This window comes from Kribbella voronezhensis (genome assembly GCF_004365175.1).
Taxonomy (GTDB): Bacteria; Actinomycetota; Actinomycetes; order Propionibacteriales; family Kribbellaceae; genus Kribbella; species Kribbella voronezhensis.
The window spans coordinates 2,683,115-2,702,006 of sequence record NZ_SOCE01000001.1; the positions used below are offsets into that span (position 1 = coordinate 2,683,115).

Below are 18,892 nucleotides of genomic sequence, written 5' to 3' on the forward strand. Positions count from 1 at the left end.
GGTTCTAGCGTGGTGGTCATGACGACGCTCACCCAGAATCTCCTGGATCTGTCCGACTTCGCCTGGCAACGCCTGCGGGCCCGGGTCGAGGGTCTGACCGACGACGAGTACTTCTGGGAGCCCTTCCCCGGTTGCTGGTCCGTCCGCCGTCTTGCGGACGGGTTCGCACCCGATCACAACCCGCTGGCCGATCCGCCGCCGTTCACCACGCTGGCCTGGCGGATCACGCACATCATCGACATCCTCCAGGAGGATCGGACCGCGACCTGGTTCGGTCAGCAACCGGCTGCCGAGGACGGCACCCCGCCGGTGCCCAGCAGCGCGGCCGAGGCCATCAAGGCCCTCGAACACTCGTACGCCGTCTGGCGTGGCCGACTCGCCGCGCTCAACCAGGACGACCTGGAGCGACCGATGGGCCCAGTAGCGGGGATGTACGCCGACCATGACGGCACCGCGTTCGCTCTGCACATCCTCGACGAACTCATCCACCACGGCGCCGAAGTCGGCACCGTCCGCGACTTCTACACCGGCCAGCGGGCCGAGGATCCCCTCGTCGTCGCGCTGCTGGACGGCGATCGCAGTACGGCGTCCGAGGAGGCTCTCGACCTCCTCCGCCGGCAGCGGCCCGGATTGATCGCGGAGGCCGCTGCCGCCCAGCGATGGGAAGCACTCCCGCTTCTCACCGAACTCGGCTTCGACGTGAGCGGGCGAACCGCTTCCGGCAAGACCGCGGCCCACTTCGCCGCCGGCGCCGGCAATCTCTCCGCACTCCGCCTCTTGGTTGCCAACGGCACCGACTTGTCCCTGAAAGACGGCGATTTCGAAGCCACGCCGCTTGGCTGGGCCGAGTGGTTCAAGCAGGCCGAAGCTGCAGATTTCCTGCGCGAGCAGGACAGCTAGACCCACTCAGGTGCGGGCGGCATCGGCCGCTGCGGTGAGGAAGCGATCCAGCACGAGTGACCGTTCGACCCAAGCTGCGCCAACCCACCAGGACGCCGATTTTCCTCGCAGCGGTGTCAGCCGTACCGCGTCGGAGGCGACGATCGTGGCCGCAGTCGCGGGGACGACGGCCGGACCGACGCCTGCGGCAACCAGCGCAAGCACTGTTTGAAGATCGTCCACCTCCTGCAGTACGAGCGGCGAGCACCCCAATTCGTCGTACAGGCGGCTGAGTTGCTCGGCCATACCTGGTCCGCGGGCCGGGCGCAGCCGCACCAGCGGCCGACCGTCCAGCCACCTGGAGATGTTCGCCGGTACTGCGGTTGCTGCCGGAACCGCCAACGCCAGACGGTCCTTGCGAAGGCGTAGCTGCTCAATCCCGGCCGGTGCGGGGAGACGGACGAAGCCGAGCTGCAGGGTGCCGCCCAGCAGCCGCTCGCACTGGACCGCCGAGGACATGTCGTCCAGCGAGACGGCGATCCCCGGGTAGCGGCTCCGGAACAACGCCACCGCCCGCGGCGCCAGCTCGATGCCGGACAGCCCGAAGCCGATCGCCAGCGAACCCTCCTCACCGGCCGCGACCGAAGCAGCGCGACGTTCGAAAGCTGCTGACCGGGCGAGGAGGTCGAGCGCGTCCGGCAGCAGCGCCTCCCCCGCCCCGGTCAGGCGGGCACCGTGGCGGCCGCGGACGAACAACGAAGCGCCGACCCGACGTTCGAGCAGCTGCAGCTGCTTGGTGACGGCCGGCTGACTGGTCGACAGCTCGACCGCCGCGGCACTGACGTTGCCCGTGCGAGCGACCGCGGCGAAGGTGCGCAGCAGCCGGAGGTCCATAACCACAGGATATGGATAACCCTGTGGATATCATTGGACGGCATCCATTCCGGGGCGGTTTGCTGGCTGCAGACCGCAGAGGAGATGCCGATGTTGCGAGCCGCCGTCGTCCAGTTCGAGGCCGTCCCGGACAACCCGGAAGCCAACCTGTCCACAGTCCGCCGACTGGCCGGCGAGGCCGTCGGGGACGGCGCCCAGCTGGTGGTGTTCCCGGAGATGTGCCTGCTCGGCTACTGGCACCTGCGCCGCCACCCAGAGGGCCGCCTGCGGGAACTCGCCGAAGCCCGGACCGGCCCGAGCATCACCGCCGTACGCGCCCTCGCTCGCGAGCTGGGCGCCGGCCTCGGCGTCGGCTGGCTCGAGTCCGACGGCGGGCGCCTCTTCAATTCCTACGCCGTGTGCCTGCCGGACGGCGCGGTCCACGTGCATCGCAAGCTGCACGCCTTCGAGCACGAGGCGATCTCCAGTGGCGACGCCTTCACCGTGTTCGACACGCCTTGGCAGGCGAAGGTCGGCGTACTGATCTGCTGGGACAACAACCTGGTCGAGAACGTCCGCGCCACGGCGTTGCTCGGGGCAACGGTGCTGCTGGCGCCGCACCAGACCGGCGGGACGAACTCCCGCAGTCCGCACGGGATGAAGCCGATCCCGCTCGAGGTCTGGGAGCGGCGAGCCGCCGATCCCGCCGCCGTACGGGCAGCCTTCGACGGGCCGAACGGCCGCGGGTGGCTGCTGCGCTGGCTGCCGTCCAGGGCCCACGACAACGGTCTGTTCGTGCTGTTCAGCAACGGTGTCGGCCGCGACGACGACGAGGTCCGCACCGGCAACTCGATGGTGATCGACCCGTACGGGCGGATCATCGCCGAAACCCCTGTTCCTGCGGAGGCGGTGGTCGTCACGGACCTCGACCTCGACCTGGTGCCGATGGCAACCGGCCGCCGCTGGATCCGCGGCCGCCGCCCAGAGCTCTACACGATTCTGTGCGAACCCGGCAACGAACTCCCCCCACGCGAGGCCCGCTTCTCTCCGGACCCCGTCACCCGCTGACCACTGTTTGCGAGGCTAGGTGGAGTGGGTGGTTCAACCGAACTCCCCCCGCGCCAACCGCTTCTCTCCCGACCCCGTCACCCGCTGACCAGTTTTTGCGAGGCGAGGTGGGGTGATTCAGAAGATGAGGGCGGTGGCGATGGCGGCGATGCCTTCGCCGCGGCCGGTGAGGCCCAGGCCGTCGGTGGTGGTGGCGGAGACGGAGACCTCGGCATCGCAGGCGGCGCTGAGTGCCTTCTCGGCTTCTTCTCGACGGGCGGCGAAGCGGGGGCGGTTGCAGATCACCTGGACGGAGATGTTGCCGATCTCGAAGCCGGCTGCGCGCACTCTGCGAGCCGCTTCCGCGAGCAAGGTGGCGCCGGAAGCACCGGCCCACTGAGGTTCCGACGTACCGAAGTTCGAGCCGAGGTCGCCAAGTCTTGCTGCACTCAACAATGCGTCACAAGCGGCATGTGCTGCCACATCGCCATCAGAATGCCCAGCGGGCCCGGCGGTCTCCTCCGGCCACAGCAGTCCGGCCAGCCACATCGGCCGGCCTTCCTCGACCGGATGTACGTCGATGCCCGTGCCCACGCGCGGATTCTTCACGACCTGGTCCTCTCCGCCAGCAACCATTCGGCCAGCAGGAGGTCTCGCGGACGAGTCACCTTGAAGGCGTCCTCGGACCCTTCGACCGTCTGCACAGTCACGCCGAGCCGCTCGCACAACATGGCGTCATCGGTCGCCCCGGCGACATCGCCGGCATGGGCACGACGCAGTACCGAAGGCTCAAAACCCTGCGGAGTCTGTACTGCGACCAGCGCCGACCGATCGGGCGTGTCGACAACCCTTCCGTCGCGATCCACCCGCTTGATCGTGTCGGTGACAGGAACAACCGGTACTACGGCAGGCGCGCCGGCGCGCACAGCGGCAACGACCCGCTCGATCACCTCGACAGGCACGAACGACCTGGCGGCGTCATGCACGAGCACGCAGTCGATCCCGTCGACCGGCACCAGCTCCAGCGCCACCCGGACCGAATCGGTGCGCTCGGAGCCACCGGCAACGACCTGCAGGTGCGCGCCCTCGCAGTACGGCTCGAGCTGTTTGAGGACAACGTCCTCGGCGCCGGCCGGTACTGCGACCACGAAACAGGCGAGGTCGGCGGCGGTCGCTGCCTTCAGTCCACGAACAGCGTGGACCAGCAGCGATTCGCCACCGACCTCTCGTAATGCCTTGGGGGCCTCGCCACCGAGCCGCAGCCCGAGACCGGCCGCCGGAATGATCGCCGCAGTACTCACGACGCCATCATGCCGGACGGATCGATCACGATCCGCGTCTCGTTCCCAACAGCTAGGAAGCGAGAACCTCGTCGAGGATGGCTTCCGCCTTGTCCTCATTGGTGTGTTCGGCCAGGGCCAGCTCGGAGACCAGAATCTGGCGAGCCTTCGCCAGCATCCGCTTCTCACCAGCGGAGAGACCGCGGTCACGCTCTCGGCGCCACAGGTCGCGAACGACCTCCGCCACCTTCATCACGTCACCGGAGTGCAGCTTCTCCAGGTTCGCCTTGTAACGTCGCGACCAGTTGGTCGGCTCCTCCGTGTGCGGCGCCCGCAGCACGTCGAAGACGCGCTCCAGACCAGCCTGATCCACGACGTCACGCACGCCGACGAGATCGAGGTTGCACGCGGGGACCCGGACGACCAGGTCGTTCTGAGCGACGATCCTCAAGACCAGATAGGTCTTGTCCTCACCTTTGATCTGACGGGTCTCGATGTCCTCGATAACAGCTGCCCCATGATTCGGGTAGACAACCGTCTCGCCGACTGAAAAAGTCATATGTCACGTGCCCCTTTCCGAGTCCTATCCTACCACGCGCCCGCTGGTCCGGTCCGGGCGTTTGCGCTGGTCAGAGGCCACATCCCTCCTTGACAAACGTTGTCCCGCGTGCCTCGTACGCGCGAAATGGTTGCCCGGGACATCGCCGAAAGGTGGAGTCGCCGTCAGGTCCGGGCAGCGCGCTCGCTACGCTTTGCTCCGCCGGAGGCCAAAGCCTGACGGCATCGACCGGGTTGTAGGAGAGGGAACACCAGTGCCCATCACGTTGTCCTCGCAGGCCTTCCGGCGTACCGCTCTGACAGCGGCCGCCGTCACGCTGAGCATCACGGTGACAGCCTGCAGCGCGGGCTTCTCCGCCCAGACCTACCAGCCGTACCAGGCAGCCGAGGGCACCAACGCGAGCTCCGGCGGGATCGACATCCGGAACATGCTCGTGCTCGCCTCCGAGGACGGCAAGGGCGAACTGCACTCCGCGATCGTCAACAACAGCCAGAGCGACGACACCCTCGTCTCGATCGAGAGCGCCCCCGCCGACGCCCCGGTCCAGAACGGCTCCGTCCCGCAGGACGCCGAGCAGAAGGTCACCTTCGGCAACGTCCGCCCCCTGACCCTCAAGATCGGCCAATTGACCACCCTCCCGCCTGCCACCGGCGCCCCCATCACCGTCACCGGCGGCAAGCCCGGCAACATGATCAAGGTGACCATCACCTTCGGCAAAGCCGCGCCGATCACGACGTCCGTCCCGGTCCTCACCGAAGACCACTACTCGCCCAGCCCGCGCCAGGACGCCGAACACGAGGGCTGAGTACTACGGGGGAGAATCCCCCACGCGACCTCCTTCACCGGCCGCTCCCACCCACCCGAGACGGCGCTCCTACGTCGCACCTGAATACGTAGGTGCGCCCAGTCGACAGGCGACCCTGTTGGTCACGCGCCGGGGCGCGCTCCTTGCGTCGCCTTGAACGGCGTAGGCGCGACGACGGTGTCACACGCCCTCGGGTCTCCGCATTGACCGCAATAACCGCGCCACCGACCGTCGTACGGATCAGGAAGCGGACTCGGCGGCCTTCGACAAGCCCGGCAGGATCTTGTCGAGGACCCAAGGGACGCTCAGGACGCTGACGGAACTCATGCCGGAGATGACCTGCTGGTCCTCCATCAAGTAGGCGCCACCACGCTTAAGCGCACCCAGAGACGCGTAGACCGGGTCCGTCTCGAACTTCTTCGCAGTCAAGCCGTCCACGTAGCCCACGACCACATCCGCATCGATGTCGCCGACCTTCTCCTTGCTGAGGCTGACCGCGAACTCCTTCTTCGTGTTCTTCGCCTGTAGCGCCTCGACGCCTGGGGAATTCACGAAGCCCATTTCGGTGAGGATCTGGACCCGTGGATCCGTCGGCATATAGACGTAGTTCTCCGGTCCGAAAGAGCCGATCGTCAGCGTCTTGCCCTTGAATTCGGGGTGATCCGCCGCGGCCTTCCTGGTCAGCTCGGTGATCCCCGCGATCAGCTTCGCCGCTTCGGCCGACTTGCCCAGCGCCTTGCCGATCAGCGTGGTCTGGTCCTGCCAACTGGTCTGCCACGCTGCACCCGGGTACGCCACGGTCGGCGCGATCCCCGAGAGCGTCTTGTAGACGGTCGCATCGAAGCCCTCGTACGGCGCCAGGATCACGTCGGGCTTCAGCGCCGCGATCTTCTCGAACGGATACCCGTCACCCGTGTCCAGCAACGTCGTCTTCGCCGGATCGAACCGGTCGGCGTCCCACGCCGTCACGCCGGCCGCCGTCGGCCCGTAGGTGACCTTCGGCATCCCTACCGGCGTCTCACCCAGCGCGTACACCACGTCCTGCGCGTTCCACCCGAGCGTGACGATTCGCTCCGGCTTCTTCGAGATCGTGGTCTCGCCGAACGTGTTCTTCAGCGTGACCGGGAATCCCCCGGCCGTGCCGGAAGCTGGCACAGCCTCCTTGTCATCCGCACTGCCACACGCAGTCACCGTGCCGCCCAGTACTGCGGCCAGCGCGATCACCGCGATGCGAGCCGGCTGACGGCTACGCCGGGTCCAGAACATGGTCGCTCTCCTCAGTCAGAATGCCTCAACTAAGGACAGCCTAAGCTAACTCACAACGCCGACCGATAGGTGGTCCGGCCAAGGGACCGAATAGCCACCGAAGCCACCATCCTTCAACCGCGCGTACCGCAAGAGCTCCCGGACGATGCCCGCATTCCCCATCGCCCACCCGGCAACTGGCGCCAGGTCGGGCGGCGACTCCCGGTACTCGTAGTTCGACCACCGCACCCCGGCCTCGTCGACGACGGCGTGCTTCGCGAGATCGTCAACGAGCACGTCAGCGAAATCGAAGTCGTCACCACGCTCCACGATCCGGTCACAAGCCAGCGCGAGAACGCCCGCCGTCCCGCAGCACCGGCCGTGGTTGTCCCAGAAGCCTGGCCGCACCCGCCGCGGCAATCCGGACTGCGTGACCGTGTGCCAGCAGCGGTCACCGAGTTCGGCCCAGGACACGTCGCCGGTGACCTGCTCCAGCAGCCGGAACACCTGCGCGTCCCCCGCCGGGCCGTTGCACCAGCCGAGGCTGTAGCGCTCGATCAACTCCGGCCGATGCGGCGGATCGGAATGAGGTACGAGGAACCCGTCCGGGCCGGCCTCATTGCGATGCACCACATCTGCGGCCCCGGCGAGAGCAAGGTCGATCAGGTCCTGCCGGTCAGCGGCCTGGCCGATCGCGGCCAGCGCGTAGACGATGCCGAGCGTTCCGTGCGCGATGTGGTGCGACCGCGGCGGCGAGGGCCGGACCGGCCAGTTCACGCCACCCGCCGTCCGATCCGCGGTCGAGAGGTACGGCGTCACCGCGGCAACCGCCAACTCCAGATCACCGGCAGCCAGCGCACCGAGCCCGATGCCCGCGTTGCCCACGAGGAGCTCGAACATCTCGTTCCACCGCTGACCGTCGAACCGGCTCCTGACTCGGTGGAGTGCCTCGCGTGCCGGGTCGGGGCGGCCGACTGCCCGCAGTACGGCGGCAACGCCCGCCAGACCGCCGTAGAGCGACGAGCCCTCTTCTTGATCGACGCCCGCGGCCAGCGCATCCGCGCCGGCTTCGACCGCACGGACATACCGCTCGTCGCCGAAGTGCTCGGCGGATTCCTGCAGCGCGAGCACGATGCCGGCCAGCCCGTGGTAGAGCGACAGGTCGTCGGCAGACGAGCCGTGCTCGATCATCCAGTCAGTCGCGCCCCGCGCGAGCTCGGTGGCCTTCCGAGCCCTGAGGTCGGTCGCCTTCCGAGTCCTGAGGTCGGTCGTCTGCTGAGCGGCGAGATCCGCCGCCTGCCGGGCCGCGAGGTCTGCCGTCTCCATGACGCCAGCGTAGTTACGCCGGCGGTCAGGCCTCGAATTTGTAGCCCAGACCGCGGACCGTGACCAGGTGGGACGGGTTCGACGGATCCTTCTCCAGCTTGGACCGGAGGCGCTTGACGTGGACGTCGAGAGTCTTGGTGTCGCCCACGTAGTCGGCGCCCCAGATGCGGTCGATCAGCTGGCCGCGGGTGAGCACCCGGCCGGTGTTGCGCAGCAGCATCTCGAGCAGCTCGAACTCCTTCAGCGGCAGCCGGATCTCGCTCCCGCCGACCGTGACGACGTGGCGTTCGACATCCATCCGGACCGGGCCGGCCTCCAAGGTGTCCGGCAGCAGCTCTCCCACGTCCTGGCCGCGCCGCAGTACCGCGCGGATGCGGGCGAGCAGTTCGCGCGGGCTGTAGGGCTTGGTGACGTAGTCGTCGGCGCCCAGTTCGAGGCCGACCACCTTGTCGACCTCGGTGTCCTTCGCGCTGACGATGATCACCGGGACGTTGCCCCGGCTGCGCAGCGCCCGGCACACCTCGGTCCCGGACAGGCCCGGCAACATCAGGTCCAGCAGCACGATGTCCGCGCCGGCCCGGTCGTACTCGTCCAGCGCGTCCGGTCCGGTCTCCGCGACGGCGACCTCGAACCCTTCCTTGCGCAGGACGTACGACAACGCGTCGCTGTAGCTTTCTTCGTCTTCGACGACCAGCACTCGGGTCACGAAGCTGCCTCCTTAGCGGTGTGCTCTGACGGGGTAGGCGCCAGATCGATGGCCGGCTTCTCCTGGACGGAGCAGTCGGTCGGTTGCCCGGTCGCGGGATCGAGCCGCAGCGGGAGTCTCACGGTGAAGGTCGAACCCTGGCCCTCGACGCTCCAGACCCGCACGTCGCCGCCGTGGATCGAGGCGATGTGCTTGACGATGGACAGGCCGAGTCCGGTCCCGCCGGTCTCCCGGCTGCGGGCCCGGTCGACCCGGTAGAAGCGTTCGAAGATGCGTTCCAGGTCGCTGCTCGGGATGCCCACGCCCTGGTCGCTGACGGTGATCTCGACCAGGTCCCCGATCGGGTGCGCGGCGACCGCGACCCTGGTCCCGTCGGGGCTGTAGTTGACCGCGTTCTCGACCAGGTTGCCGATCGCGATCGCGAGCTGGTCCTCGCTGCCCATCACCTCGAGCGCGGGATCGGTCTTCACGACCAGGTTGATGTCGCGGTCCTCGGCGTCCACCCGGCAGCGGTCGACGGCCTGCTCGACCACGGCGCTGATGTCGACCGGGCCGGGATTCTCCAGCGGGTCGTCGCCCTGCAGCCGGGACAGCTCGATGATCTCCTTGACCAGCCGGCTCAGCCGGGACGCCTCGATCCGCATCCGGCCGGAGAACCGCTGCACGGCCTCAGGGTCGTCGGACGCCTCGGAGACCGCGTCGGCCAGCAGGATCAGCGCCCCGATCGGCGTCTTCAACTCATGGCTGACGTTGACGGTGAAGTCGCGGCGGATGGCGTCGATGCGGCGTTCCCTGGTCCGGTCCTCGACCAGCACCAGCACCAACTGGCTGCCGAGCGGCGCGACCCGGGCACTGACGTACTGCGTGGCGCCGAGCCGGCCCCGGACGATCTCGAGGTCGCGCTGGCGTATCTCGCCGTCACGGCGAACCGCCCGGACCATGTCCAGCAGGTCGTCGGCGACCAGCCGCTCGCCCCGGACGATGCCGAGCACATGGGCAGGCGCGCTGGCCTGGAGCACCTGGTCCTCCGGGCCCATCACGACCGCCGATGAACGCAGTACGGACAAGACGGTGGCGACGCCGGTCGGGACGATCGGGTCCGGGGACTCGGGGATCTTCTGCTGGGAACGCTCACTGAGCATCAAAGCGCCGAGTGAAAGCAGAGCCAGGGCCGCGCCGATGACGCCGCCCAGCACCGCAGCCAGCGTGGGGTCCACAGTGACGATGCTACGCGGGCAACCAGCAGGGAAAGACCGAATGAGCACCCGATGACCGGAACGCGTCCTAACTGTTCATCAGGCGTTCACCACTCGTCGCCGACCGGCAACCTCGACGGCATACGGTCCACCGTGGGGCGGTACTGGCTTGTGCCCCGCCTCGGCAGGACCGGACACCACAGATCGGAAGCAGACAACGATGCGCGACACCTATCACGAGCAGCTCGACGACATCCTCGCCGAGCTCGAACGGATGACCCGGACGGTGTCGACCGCCGTACGCCGCTCCACCACCGCCCTGCTCGCGGCCGACATCAGGCAGGCCGAGGAGGTCATTGCCGCCGACATCCAACTGGACGCGGCCGGTGAGGGTGTCGAGGAGAAGGTCTTCGAACTGATGGCCCGGCAGGCCCCGGTCGCCAACGAACTGCGGATGCTGGTCGCCGCGCTCCGGATGGTCGCCGACCTCGAGCGGATGGGCGATCTGGCCGCGCACGTGTCGAAGATCGCCCGGTTGCGCTACCCGGCGCCGGCGATCCCGGCCGAGCTGCACAGCGTGATCGAGGAGATGGGCGCGGTCGCGGGCCGGATGGTCGACTCCGCCGGTGACGTGATCAAGTCCCGCGACGTCGCGGCGGCCAACGCGCTGGAGGCCGTCGACGACGAGATGGACAAGCTGCGCAGCAACCAGTTCCGCCTCATGATGGACGACACCTGGCCGCACGGCGTCGAGGTCGCCGTCGACATCGCCCTCCTCGGCCGGTACTACGAGCGCATCGCCGATCACGCCGTCTCGATGGCGCGCCGCGTCGTCTACCTGGTCACCGGCGAACTCCCGGTCGCCGTCGGCGGCACCGCAGCCGGCTCAGGCGCCGGCGCCTCCGCCCCGTCCCCGAACGGCAACTGACTCTCACGAAGTAGCCCTCGGCAACCAATCGGTTGCCGAGGGCTACTTGTTGTGCGGGTACTACGCCGTACGCGGCTCCAGCACCCAGCTCAGGCCAAGGAACCTCAGTCCTATCTGACTAGGTGGAGGCGGTCCTGTGGTCCTAGCCGATGCCGACGATCAGCCTTCGGCGGCGGGCGACCACCGACCTAGGCGCGACGCAGGAGCGCCGTGCCTGGGTGGGTGGGAGGAGCGGCGTGGGGACTGGTGTTCTTACCGGCCCTGGTTCTTGACTGCTTCGATGGCGGCGGCTGCTGCGTCTGGGTCGAGGTATTCGCCGCCCTTGACGATGGGGCGGAAGTTCTCGTCCAGTTCGTAGTACAACGGCACGCCGGTCGGGATGTTGAGGCCGACGATGGTCTTCTCGTCGAGGTTGTCGAGGTGCTTGACGAGGGCGCGCAGGGAGTTGCCGTGGGCGGTGACGAGGACGGTCTTGCCGGCGCGGAGGTCGGGGACGATCGCGTCGTACCAGTAGGGCAGCATCCGCTCGACGACGTCAGCCAGGCATTCGGTTGCCGGGAGCAACTCGGGCGGGAGGCCGGCGTACCGGGGGTCGCCGGCCTGGTCGAACTCCGAGCCGCGCTCGATCGGCGGCGGCGGGGTGTCGTAGGAGCGGCGGAAGAGCATGAACTGCTCCTCGCCGAGCTCCTCGAGGGTCTGCTTCTTGTCCTTGCCCTGCAGGCCGCCGTAGTGCCGCTCGTTCAGCCGCCAGGACCGGCGAACGTCGATCCACTGGCGACCGGCGACCTCGAGGGCGATGTTCGCGGTACGGATCGCGCGGCGCAACACCGAGGTGTGCACGACGTCGGGCAGCAGGTCGCGATCGCGGAGCAGCTCACCGCCGCGCTGGGCTTCCTCGATGCCGCCGGCGTTCAGGTCGACGTCGACCCAGCCGGTGAACAGGTTCTTGGCGTTCCAGTCGCTGGTGCCGTGGCGGAGCAGGATCAGGCGATAGGTCATGGCCACAGCCTAGCGAGGCTCCAGCCAGCCCATGAAAGCGTCCAGATTCCGGGTCGACTCGCCCCGGGACAGCCGCCACTCGTACTCCTTGCGGATCGACGACGCGAACCCGAGCTCCAGGATGGTGTTGAACGACGAGTCGGCATATTCCAGTACTGCGCCGAGCAGGCGGTCCACCTCGACCGGCGTGATCGCGTGCAGCGGGACCCGCCCGTCCAGGTGGATGTCGCCGAGGTGGTCCACCGCGAAGGCGACGCCGTACATCTTCAGGTTCCGCTCCAGCAGCCAGCGATAGACGGCCTCGTGGTTCTCGTCCGGCCGCCGGGCGACGAAGGCGTGCACATGCACCGCCTGACTACCGACGGTGAGCATCACCGTGGTCTTCAACTTCCGCTCGCCCGGCAGGTCCACGGCGAACGCGCCCGGGGTCGTCTCGGTGAAGTCCAGGTCGTTCTCGGTCAGCACCTGGCGGATCACGTCCGCGGCCGACACCCTCATCCAGTCACCTCCGCGGCGAGCTCCGCCGCCATCGTCTCCTGGGCCGTCCGGTACGCCGCCAGGGTCTTCTCGGCGGTCAGTTCCCAGCCGAATCCCCGGGCATGCTTGACCGCCGCCTGGCTCATGCTCTCGCGGGTGGCCGGATCCGTCGCGATCCGCCGCAGCGCGTCGGCGAAGTCGGCCACGTCGTGCCCACGCACCAACAGCCCCGTGGTTCCATCGCTGACCGCCGTCGTCAGCCCACCCACGGCCGCCGCGACCACCGGCGTCCCGCAGGCCTGTGCTTCCAGGGCCACCAGGCCGAAGGATTCGGAGTACGACGGTACGCAGACCACCGAGGCCGCTCGGTACCACTCCGCGAGCCCGGCCCCCGCGATCGGCTTCACGAACCGGGTGACGTCGTCGACCTTCAGCGCGCGGGCGAGTTCGGCGTGCGCCTCGGGATGCTCCATCCCGTTGCCCGACGGTCCACCGATGATCGCCACGATCAGCCTGTCCCGGAGCGCCGGATCCTGCTCGAGCATCCGGGCAGCCGCCTTGATCAGGATGTCCGGCGCCTTCAGCGGCTGGATCCGCCCCACGAACGCGAGCAGCAGCGCATCCTCCGGTACGCCGACCGCCCGCCGCGCCGCCGCCTGATCACCTGGCTTGAAGATCTCCAGATCGACACCTGGGCTGACCACACCGACCTTGGCCGGCTGCGCGCCGTACAGGTCGATCAGCTCGCGGGCCTCGTCCTCGGTGTTCGCGAGCAACCGGTCCGCCGCCTCGACGACCTGCTCCTCACCGATCAGCCGGGCCGGCGGCTCGGGTACGTCGTCGTCGGCGAGGCTGGCGTTCTTCACCTTCGCCATCGTGTGCATGGTGTGCACCAGCGGCACGGCCCACCGGTCGCGAGCGAGCAGACCGACCTGGCCGGACAGCCAGTAGTGCGAGTGGATCACGTCGTAGTACCCGGGCTCGCGGATCGCTTCAGCGCGTAGTACGGCGCGGGCGAACGTGCACAGCTGGGCCGGGAGCTCGTTCTTGGACAGGCCTTCGTACGGCCCGGCGGCGACGTTGCGAACAGTCACCCCCGGCATCAGTTCGACCTTCGCCGGCAGCGCCGACGCGGTCGCCCGGGTGAACACGTCGACCTCGATCCCCAGATCCGCCAGGCGTTTCGACAACTCCACCACGTACACGTTCATCCCCCCGGCGTCCCCGATCCCGGGCTGGTCCAGCGGAGAGGTGTGCAGACTGATCATCGCGACCCGCCTCGGAGGGCGGTCGGCGGAGGGGAAGGTCACCTGGTCAGGGTAACTCCGGGGCACCTTCCGCAGTCCGGGTGTGGAGTGGCGGCTCGACGGTGGGGGCGGTCCAGCTGGCGAGCAGGCCGAGAGCCGACTCGGACTGGGTGCCGGGCTCGGCGGAGTAGGTGACGAGCAACTGGTCCGGATCGCCCGGCATGACGAGCGTCTCGTACTGCAAAGTCAGCTCGCCGACCATCGGATGAACCATCCGCTTCACGCCGAAGCTCTTGTCCCGTACGTCGTGCCGCGCCCACTGCGTGCGGAACTCCTCGCTGTGAATCGACAGCTCACCGATCAACTCGGCCAGCTCGGGATCGTCGGGGTTGCGGCCGGCGTACATGCGCAGGTAGTCGACCGTCTCCGCGGCGATCGCCTCCCACTGCGGATAGAATCCCGCAACGCGGTCTCCATTGATAACTCTGTCGCGGCAGGACTCGTCGAGGAAGACCAGTCTGGGCATGTTCCGTTCCTTCGCGGACAGTGCCCCGAAGTCGACGATCAGCGCGGCGGCCAACGGGTTCCAGGCCAGCACGTCCATCCGGCGACCGAGCAGGAACGCCGGTACGCCGTCGAGTGCGTTCAGCAACTGTTGCATCGCGGGCCGAACCCGCTGCGCCGTACGACGTTGCTTCGGGCGACGAACCGGTTTCGCCAACCGGGCCAGGTGATCCCGCTCGTCCTCGGTCAGGCCGAGCACCTCGGCGACGGCGTCCAGGATCTCCTGCGAGACGTTGTCCGTCCGGCCTTGTTCGAGACGGACGTAGTAGTCGGCGCTGACCCCGGCAGCCTGGGCGAGCTCCTCGCGCCGCAGCCCGGGTACGCGCCGGCGACCGTTGCCGAACACCTTCAGCCCGAGATCCTCAGGACGGATCCGGGCCCTTCTGGTCTTCAGGAATTCGGTCAGTTCCGCACGGCGATCCATGACGTCAAGTATCCCCGGCGGCTGTTCTGCAAGGGTGGTCCTGTCAGAACCAGGTTCGGCAAACCCCAGGGTGAAGAGAGAGCTGGGTAGCTCCTCGCCGCCGAACGAGGCTGAGGTCATCAACCTTCACTCGTAGGAGCAAGAGATGACCGTCCTTCAGCAGCAGACCAGCACACTTCCCCTGACCGGCCGGCACGCGGTCGTGACCGGCGCCGCCAGCGGTATCGGCGCCGCGATCGCCGAACGGCTCGCAGCCGACGGCGCCTCGGTCGCCCTGCTGTCGCGCCGGACCGACCGGCTCGACGACCTGGGTGCTCGGATCACAGCGGCCGGCGGTACGGCGTACAGCGTCGGCGTGGACGTCACTTCACAGGAGTCCGTCGACCGTGGCGTCGAGGTGATCGCCGAACGGCTCGGCCGCGTCGACCTGGTCGTGAACGCGGCCGGTGTGATGCTCGCGGCACCGATCCAGGAGGTCCGCGCCGACGACTGGTCCCGGATGATCGACACCAACCTGACCGGCGTACTGCGGCTGATCGGTGCCTTCACCCCCGATCTCATCGCCGCCGCGGCCGACGGCGGAACGGCCGACCTGGTGAACATCTCCTCGATCGGCTCCCACCTGGTCTTCCCCGGCTACAGCGTGTACGGCGCGACGAAGGCCGCGCTCACCCAGTTGTCGAACGCGATCCGCGCCGATCTGTCGCCGCTCGACGTCCGGGTCACCAACGTCGAGCCCGGCCTGACCGAATCCGAACTGGGCACCCACATGTCGGACGAGCAGCAGGCGATGCTGGCCGGCATGTTCGAGGCGATCGGCCCACTCACCTCCGCCGACATCGCCGACGTGGTCGCCTTCGCCGTCTCCCGCCGCCGCGAACTCAACCTCCGCCACCTCATCGCCCTACCAACCCGCCAGGCCTGATCCCCGGCATACGAGGCTTGGCGAGAGCTGCGCACAGCGCACCGCCTCACCGTCCGCCGAGAGCCGCGTGTGCCGGCGTACCCGCGAGAGCCGGGTGCGGCGTACCGGCGTACGGGGGTGAGACGGGTGGGCAGGGTCGGGCGGGGGTTTGTCAGACTCGGGGTATGACTTCTTCGCCGCGTCCAGTCGCTGTTGTCACCGGAGCCAGTAGTGGGATCGGGGCCGCGTCGGCCCGTCGTCTCGCCCGGGAAGGGTTCGAGGTGGTGTGCGCGGCCCGTCGGCTGGACCGGATCGAGGCGCTGGCCAAGGAGATCGACGGCCGCGCGATCCAGTGCGACGTCACCTCCGCAGCAGACGTCGCGGCGCTGGCCGAAGCTGTCGGCGATCGGGTCGACCTGCTGCTGAACAACGCAGGCGGCGCCTTCGGCTTCGAACCAGTCTCCGAGGCGGACCTCGACGCGTGGCGCCGGATGTTCGAGGTCAACGTGATCGGCGTCGCCGCCGTCACCAAGTCGTTGCTTCCGGCACTCATCGCCGCCGAGGGCCAGATCATCGTGATGGGCTCGACGGCCGGCCAGGTCGCCTACGAAGGCGGTGGCGGCTACGTCGCCGCGAAGCACGCCGCCAAGGCCGTCGTCGACACCCTCCGGCTCGAGCTGTACGACCAGCCGGTCCGCGTCTGCGAGATCGCCCCCGGCATGGTCAAGAGCGAAGGCTTCGCCCTGACCCGCTTCGAAGGCGACCAGGCCAAGGCCGACGCCGTGTACGCCGGCGTCGCCGAGCCCCTCACCTCGGACGACATCGCCGACATCGTCGCCTGGATCGCCACCCGCCCCGCCCACGTCAACATCGACCGCCTAACAGTCCGCCCCCGAGCCCAAGCCGCCCAACACAAAGTCCACCGCGTCCAGTAGCTCGGCTCAGCCGACCCAACGCCGCTCGACCGGATCCCATCGCGTTTCCGCCGGAGCTTCACGAAGCAGGCCGTCGCCGAAGGTCACAACGGCATGCATCAATTCCTCGAAGTGCTGAGGAAGATGATCGCCCTCCTGACCGAGGTTCCGCCGATAGGCCGCGTACGCCGGTGACCGCAGCGCGACGATGCCGGTCACCACCTCCGACAAGGGCACCATCGGCGTACCGCGGAAGAGAACCGTCGCCATCAACGCTGCCCGTACACAGGACTGGGTGAAGGCCCGCAGACCAGTCAGCACATAGAGGTCGGCGAAATCCCGCACTCTGGTGTTGGCCGGGCCCAGCGCGATCGCAGTCGCCAGCTTCTCGGCCAGCACCGTCTCCATCGGGTAGCCGAGTATTTTGATCGGCTCCACCCCCGGCCTCAGCGCCGGCAACTCCACCAATCGGGGACCGGGCGTCACCGGATCGCCAAAATTGACGTCGAGTCGGAGCTTCACCGCCGCGGTCGCGATCCGGGCATCCATCGTGACCCGCACCCCGGCGTAGAGAGCACCGTCACGAATGAGCCGCGTCGTCAGACTGTCGGTCAGGAACTCGACTCCGTCCTCCGGGTCGTCCGCGGCCGCGATTTCCGCCACCCGAGCAGCGACCACTTCCTGGTCGCTCCGGAAGTTGCGCGCCAGCGCATCGAGATCCACCGTCGGGCGGCGCCGCCCGAAAGCGGCAAGCAGCATCCCGCCTTTGAGGACGAAATCATCGACGTGTTTCGACCGGCTCAGTCTGGCGAGCCACCGCTCAACGACGTACAGCGTCAGCAACTCCTGGGTTCCGCGACGATCCCGGCGTGCTCTGTTCTGCAAATCGAGGTAAGCACGCCCGGCCGGCGTCGAGCGATTGGTGGGAGTCATCCGGCAGAAGCCACGTCGAGAGCTGCTCGCAACGGGCCGTAGACGCCCAATTTCTCCGCATAATCCAGCAGCACTGCGGGGCGCGCGGTCGGCAGTCGGAGGTATCGCTGCAATGCCGAGTAGGCCACTGCATCACCCCAGCGGTTCCGCAGCCGCATCAGATCCACGACAGTCCTGGCCGGTTCATACACCCGCACCCATTCGTCCGGGGCGGCTTCGAGCCGGGAAAGTCCCAGCTCGAAGGTGCCGGGATCGAAACGGAATGCTGACGTCGGCGGATAGTCGATCTGCGGTGCGCGCGAGCTTCTGGGCACCGCGATCTGCACCGAGGCCGGCAACTCGTCGGTCAGGTCCTGGGTCGCCGCGGCAGACAGACAGCAGACGATCCCGCCGGGCACCCGATGGGCAACGGCGAGGAGATCTGGAAAGGTCGCCGCCGGGGCATCGGTACGGCGAAAGACCCCTCGGGACAACTCGACGATCTGCCCGCTGTCACGCCACCTGTACAAGTCGCGCGGGTGCACTCCGAGGGCACGAGCCGACCTCGTGGCGAAGGTCCTCGGCAGACGGCTTTCCAGCTCCCTCATGGATAAAAGTGTTACATGGCATTGCAGTGCGTGCGACATATCTGTCCATCCCCCAGGCCGTGACCGTGCCGTTACATCTAACCCTGAGTAATCGCTCCATCGCAAATCCGCGAAGCCGATTCACTGGATCAGTGGGCGCGGAGGCGGTCGGGGGGTGGGGAGTGGATGGGGAGGGGTGTGGTGGGGGTGGGGAGGGCGTAGCCGGCGTACAGGCGGTGGCGGATGGCTTCCAGCGGGAAGGTGCTCGGGTAGATCGCCATTTTGACGGTGATGCCTTCGAGGGTTGCTCTGAGCAACATTTCTTCGACGGTCGGGTCGGGGGCGCCGCGGGCGGCGAAGATCGAGCGGATGGCGTCTTCGACCTGGGACAGGCGGGCCGACTTGGCGGCTTCCACCTCGGCGAAGACGGGGTGGGTGCCGGGCTGCATCATCAGGGAGATCGCGAGGCGCTGGATCGGCAGGGTCGAGGCGGCTGCCATCAGGGCCCCGTCGATGATGCCGGCGAGCCGTTCGTCCGCCGTACCTGGGAGTTCGATGATGCCGGCGATGCCGTCGAGCCAGCGGTCGAGCAGTTCGGCCGCCAGCCGGGTCTTGCCGGGGAAGTAGTAGGTGACCAGCCCGCGGGACACCCCGGCACGCTCCGTGACGTCGGAGATCGACGCGGCCTCGTAGCCCTTCTCGGCAAAGACCTCGAGCGCGGCCGCGAGGATGCGTTCGCGGGACTTCTCCCGCAGTTCGGCATTGGTACTGGCGGAGCGCGGCAAGCGGATCGCTGCCCTTTCTTCCAACCCGGGAGGAACGGATCGGGGCGTTCGGACCCGGGCCGGGCCGAGCAACCCCCCACGGACACTCGGCACGCCCGGGACCGCCCCCGGAGCCTGCGGCCGCGGATCGCGACACTCATAGACTGTACGGACAGCGAACGAATGTCACAACCGGTTTCGTGGACACCGTGTGTCACCGGTACCATGGACCGGCTGCGCCCTGCCTGTCGAGTGG

At 68.1% G+C, this 18,892-nt stretch carries 21 protein-coding genes; 6 read left to right on the forward strand and 15 right to left on the reverse strand.

Annotated features, from left to right (window positions below; genetic code table 11):
* The first annotated feature begins 18 nt into the window (after window positions 1–18).
* Window positions 19–900 (forward strand): DinB family protein, encoded by an 882-nt coding sequence (locus EV138_RS12095; protein WP_133978723.1) that lies wholly within the window; start codon window positions 19–21, stop codon window positions 898–900.
* 6 nt (window positions 901–906) lie between these two features.
* Here the strand turns inward: EV138_RS12095 and EV138_RS12100 are convergent, their stop codons facing one another.
* Window positions 907–1,773 (reverse strand): LysR family transcriptional regulator, encoded by an 867-nt coding sequence (locus EV138_RS12100; protein ID WP_133978725.1) that lies wholly within the window; start codon window positions 1,771–1,773, stop codon window positions 907–909.
* 90 nt (window positions 1,774–1,863) lie between these two features.
* On the opposite strand from EV138_RS12100, the gene EV138_RS12105 reads away from it, so the two are divergent.
* Window positions 1,864–2,820, forward strand: a complete 957-nt coding sequence (locus tag EV138_RS12105) for a nitrilase family protein (RefSeq protein WP_202866695.1) — start codon at window positions 1,864–1,866, stop codon at window positions 2,818–2,820.
* Between the two features lie 117 nt (window positions 2,821–2,937).
* Here EV138_RS12105 and ispF read toward each other — a convergent pair whose 3' ends face one another.
* From ispF to EV138_RS12120, 3 genes are read right to left on the reverse strand one after another with little or no spacing between them, the layout of a single operon-like run.
* Window positions 2,938–3,435: a 2-C-methyl-D-erythritol 2,4-cyclodiphosphate synthase gene (ispF, locus tag EV138_RS12110; RefSeq protein WP_133978729.1), complete on the reverse strand. Its 498-nt coding sequence runs from the start codon at window positions 3,433–3,435 to the stop codon at window positions 2,938–2,940.
* Window positions 3,405–4,100, reverse strand: a complete 696-nt coding sequence (gene ispD, locus EV138_RS12115) for a 2-C-methyl-D-erythritol 4-phosphate cytidylyltransferase (protein ID WP_202866696.1) — start codon at window positions 4,098–4,100, stop codon at window positions 3,405–3,407. Before ispD ends, ispF begins: the two co-directional genes overlap by 31 nt.
* A 52-nt stretch (window positions 4,101–4,152) precedes the next feature.
* Window positions 4,153–4,638 (reverse strand): CarD family transcriptional regulator, encoded by a 486-nt coding sequence (locus tag EV138_RS12120; RefSeq protein WP_112244668.1) that lies wholly within the window; start codon window positions 4,636–4,638, stop codon window positions 4,153–4,155.
* 253 nt (window positions 4,639–4,891) lie between these two features.
* Here EV138_RS12120 and EV138_RS12125 point away from each other — a divergent pair, with 253 nt between their 5' ends.
* Window positions 4,892–5,443 carry a copper chaperone PCu(A)C domain-containing protein gene (locus EV138_RS12125; protein WP_133978734.1) on the forward strand — a complete coding sequence of 184 codons (552 nt, stop codon included), beginning with the start codon at window positions 4,892–4,894 and terminating at the stop codon, window positions 5,441–5,443.
* A gap of 240 nt (window positions 5,444–5,683) precedes the next feature.
* Here EV138_RS12125 and EV138_RS12130 read toward each other — a convergent pair whose 3' ends face one another.
* From EV138_RS12130 to EV138_RS12145, 4 genes are read right to left on the reverse strand one after another with little or no spacing between them, the layout of a single operon-like run.
* A complete protein-coding gene (locus EV138_RS12130; RefSeq protein WP_133978736.1) occupies window positions 5,684–6,709 on the reverse strand; it encodes an iron-siderophore ABC transporter substrate-binding protein in 1,026 nt (341 codons plus the stop codon).
* Window positions 6,710–6,754: 45 nt separating this feature from the next.
* Window positions 6,755–8,014: a lanthionine synthetase LanC family protein gene (locus tag EV138_RS12135; protein WP_202866697.1), complete on the reverse strand. Its 1,260-nt coding sequence runs from the start codon at window positions 8,012–8,014 to the stop codon at window positions 6,755–6,757.
* Window positions 8,015–8,039: 25 nt separating this feature from the next.
* Window positions 8,040–8,720, reverse strand: a complete 681-nt coding sequence (locus EV138_RS12140) for a response regulator (protein WP_112244672.1) — start codon at window positions 8,718–8,720, stop codon at window positions 8,040–8,042.
* Window positions 8,717–9,937: a sensor histidine kinase gene (locus tag EV138_RS12145; protein WP_133978746.1), complete on the reverse strand. Its 1,221-nt coding sequence runs from the start codon at window positions 9,935–9,937 to the stop codon at window positions 8,717–8,719. Before EV138_RS12145 ends, EV138_RS12140 begins: the two co-directional genes overlap by 4 nt.
* A 199-nt stretch (window positions 9,938–10,136) precedes the next feature.
* On the opposite strand from EV138_RS12145, the gene phoU reads away from it, so the two are divergent.
* Window positions 10,137–10,844, forward strand: a complete 708-nt coding sequence (gene phoU, locus EV138_RS12150) for a phosphate signaling complex protein PhoU (RefSeq protein ID WP_133978748.1) — start codon at window positions 10,137–10,139, stop codon at window positions 10,842–10,844.
* A 252-nt stretch (window positions 10,845–11,096) separates the two neighbouring features.
* On the opposite strand, the gene EV138_RS12155 is transcribed toward phoU, so the two are convergent.
* The 4 genes from EV138_RS12155 to EV138_RS12170 are packed head-to-tail and all read right to left on the reverse strand — an operon-like array spanning window position 11,097 to window position 14,555.
* Entirely contained in the window at window positions 11,097–11,843 is a 747-nt protein-coding gene (locus tag EV138_RS12155) for a phosphoglyceromutase (RefSeq protein WP_133978750.1), read from the reverse strand.
* Between the two features lie 9 nt (window positions 11,844–11,852).
* Complete coding sequence (locus EV138_RS12160; protein ID WP_133978752.1) at window positions 11,853–12,341, reverse strand: type III secretion system chaperone family protein; 489 nt, start codon at window positions 12,339–12,341, stop codon at window positions 11,853–11,855.
* Window positions 12,338–13,630, reverse strand: coding sequence for a D-inositol-3-phosphate glycosyltransferase (mshA, locus tag EV138_RS12165; protein WP_439648979.1), 1,293 nt, complete (start codon window positions 13,628–13,630; stop codon window positions 12,338–12,340). The genes EV138_RS12160 and mshA overlap by 4 nt, the downstream gene beginning before the upstream one ends.
* Window positions 13,631–13,634: 4 nt before the next feature.
* On the reverse strand, window positions 13,635–14,555 hold the full coding sequence (locus EV138_RS12170) for a helix-turn-helix transcriptional regulator (RefSeq protein ID WP_133978754.1): 921 nt from the start codon (window positions 14,553–14,555) through the stop codon (window positions 13,635–13,637).
* Between the two features lie 145 nt (window positions 14,556–14,700).
* On the opposite strand from EV138_RS12170, the gene EV138_RS12175 reads away from it, so the two are divergent.
* Entirely contained in the window at window positions 14,701–15,480 is a 780-nt protein-coding gene (locus tag EV138_RS12175) for an SDR family oxidoreductase (RefSeq protein ID WP_133978756.1), read from the forward strand.
* A gap of 164 nt (window positions 15,481–15,644) precedes the next feature.
* Window positions 15,645–16,394, forward strand: a complete 750-nt coding sequence (locus EV138_RS12180) for an SDR family NAD(P)-dependent oxidoreductase (RefSeq protein WP_133978758.1) — start codon at window positions 15,645–15,647, stop codon at window positions 16,392–16,394.
* 6 nt (window positions 16,395–16,400) lie between these two features.
* Here the strand turns inward: EV138_RS12180 and EV138_RS12185 are convergent, their stop codons facing one another.
* From EV138_RS12185 to EV138_RS12195, 3 genes are all read right to left on the reverse strand, one after another.
* Window positions 16,401–17,306, reverse strand: a complete 906-nt coding sequence (locus tag EV138_RS12185) for a nucleotidyl transferase AbiEii/AbiGii toxin family protein (protein WP_133978760.1) — start codon at window positions 17,304–17,306, stop codon at window positions 16,401–16,403.
* A complete protein-coding gene (locus EV138_RS12190) occupies window positions 17,303–17,893 on the reverse strand; it encodes a type IV toxin-antitoxin system AbiEi family antitoxin domain-containing protein (RefSeq protein WP_133978762.1) in 591 nt (196 codons plus the stop codon). The genes EV138_RS12185 and EV138_RS12190 overlap by 4 nt, the downstream gene beginning before the upstream one ends.
* 128 nt (window positions 17,894–18,021) lie before the next feature.
* Window positions 18,022–18,657: a TetR/AcrR family transcriptional regulator gene (locus EV138_RS12195; RefSeq protein ID WP_133978764.1), complete on the reverse strand. Its 636-nt coding sequence runs from the start codon at window positions 18,655–18,657 to the stop codon at window positions 18,022–18,024.
* Window positions 18,658–18,892: the final 235 nt, after the last annotated feature.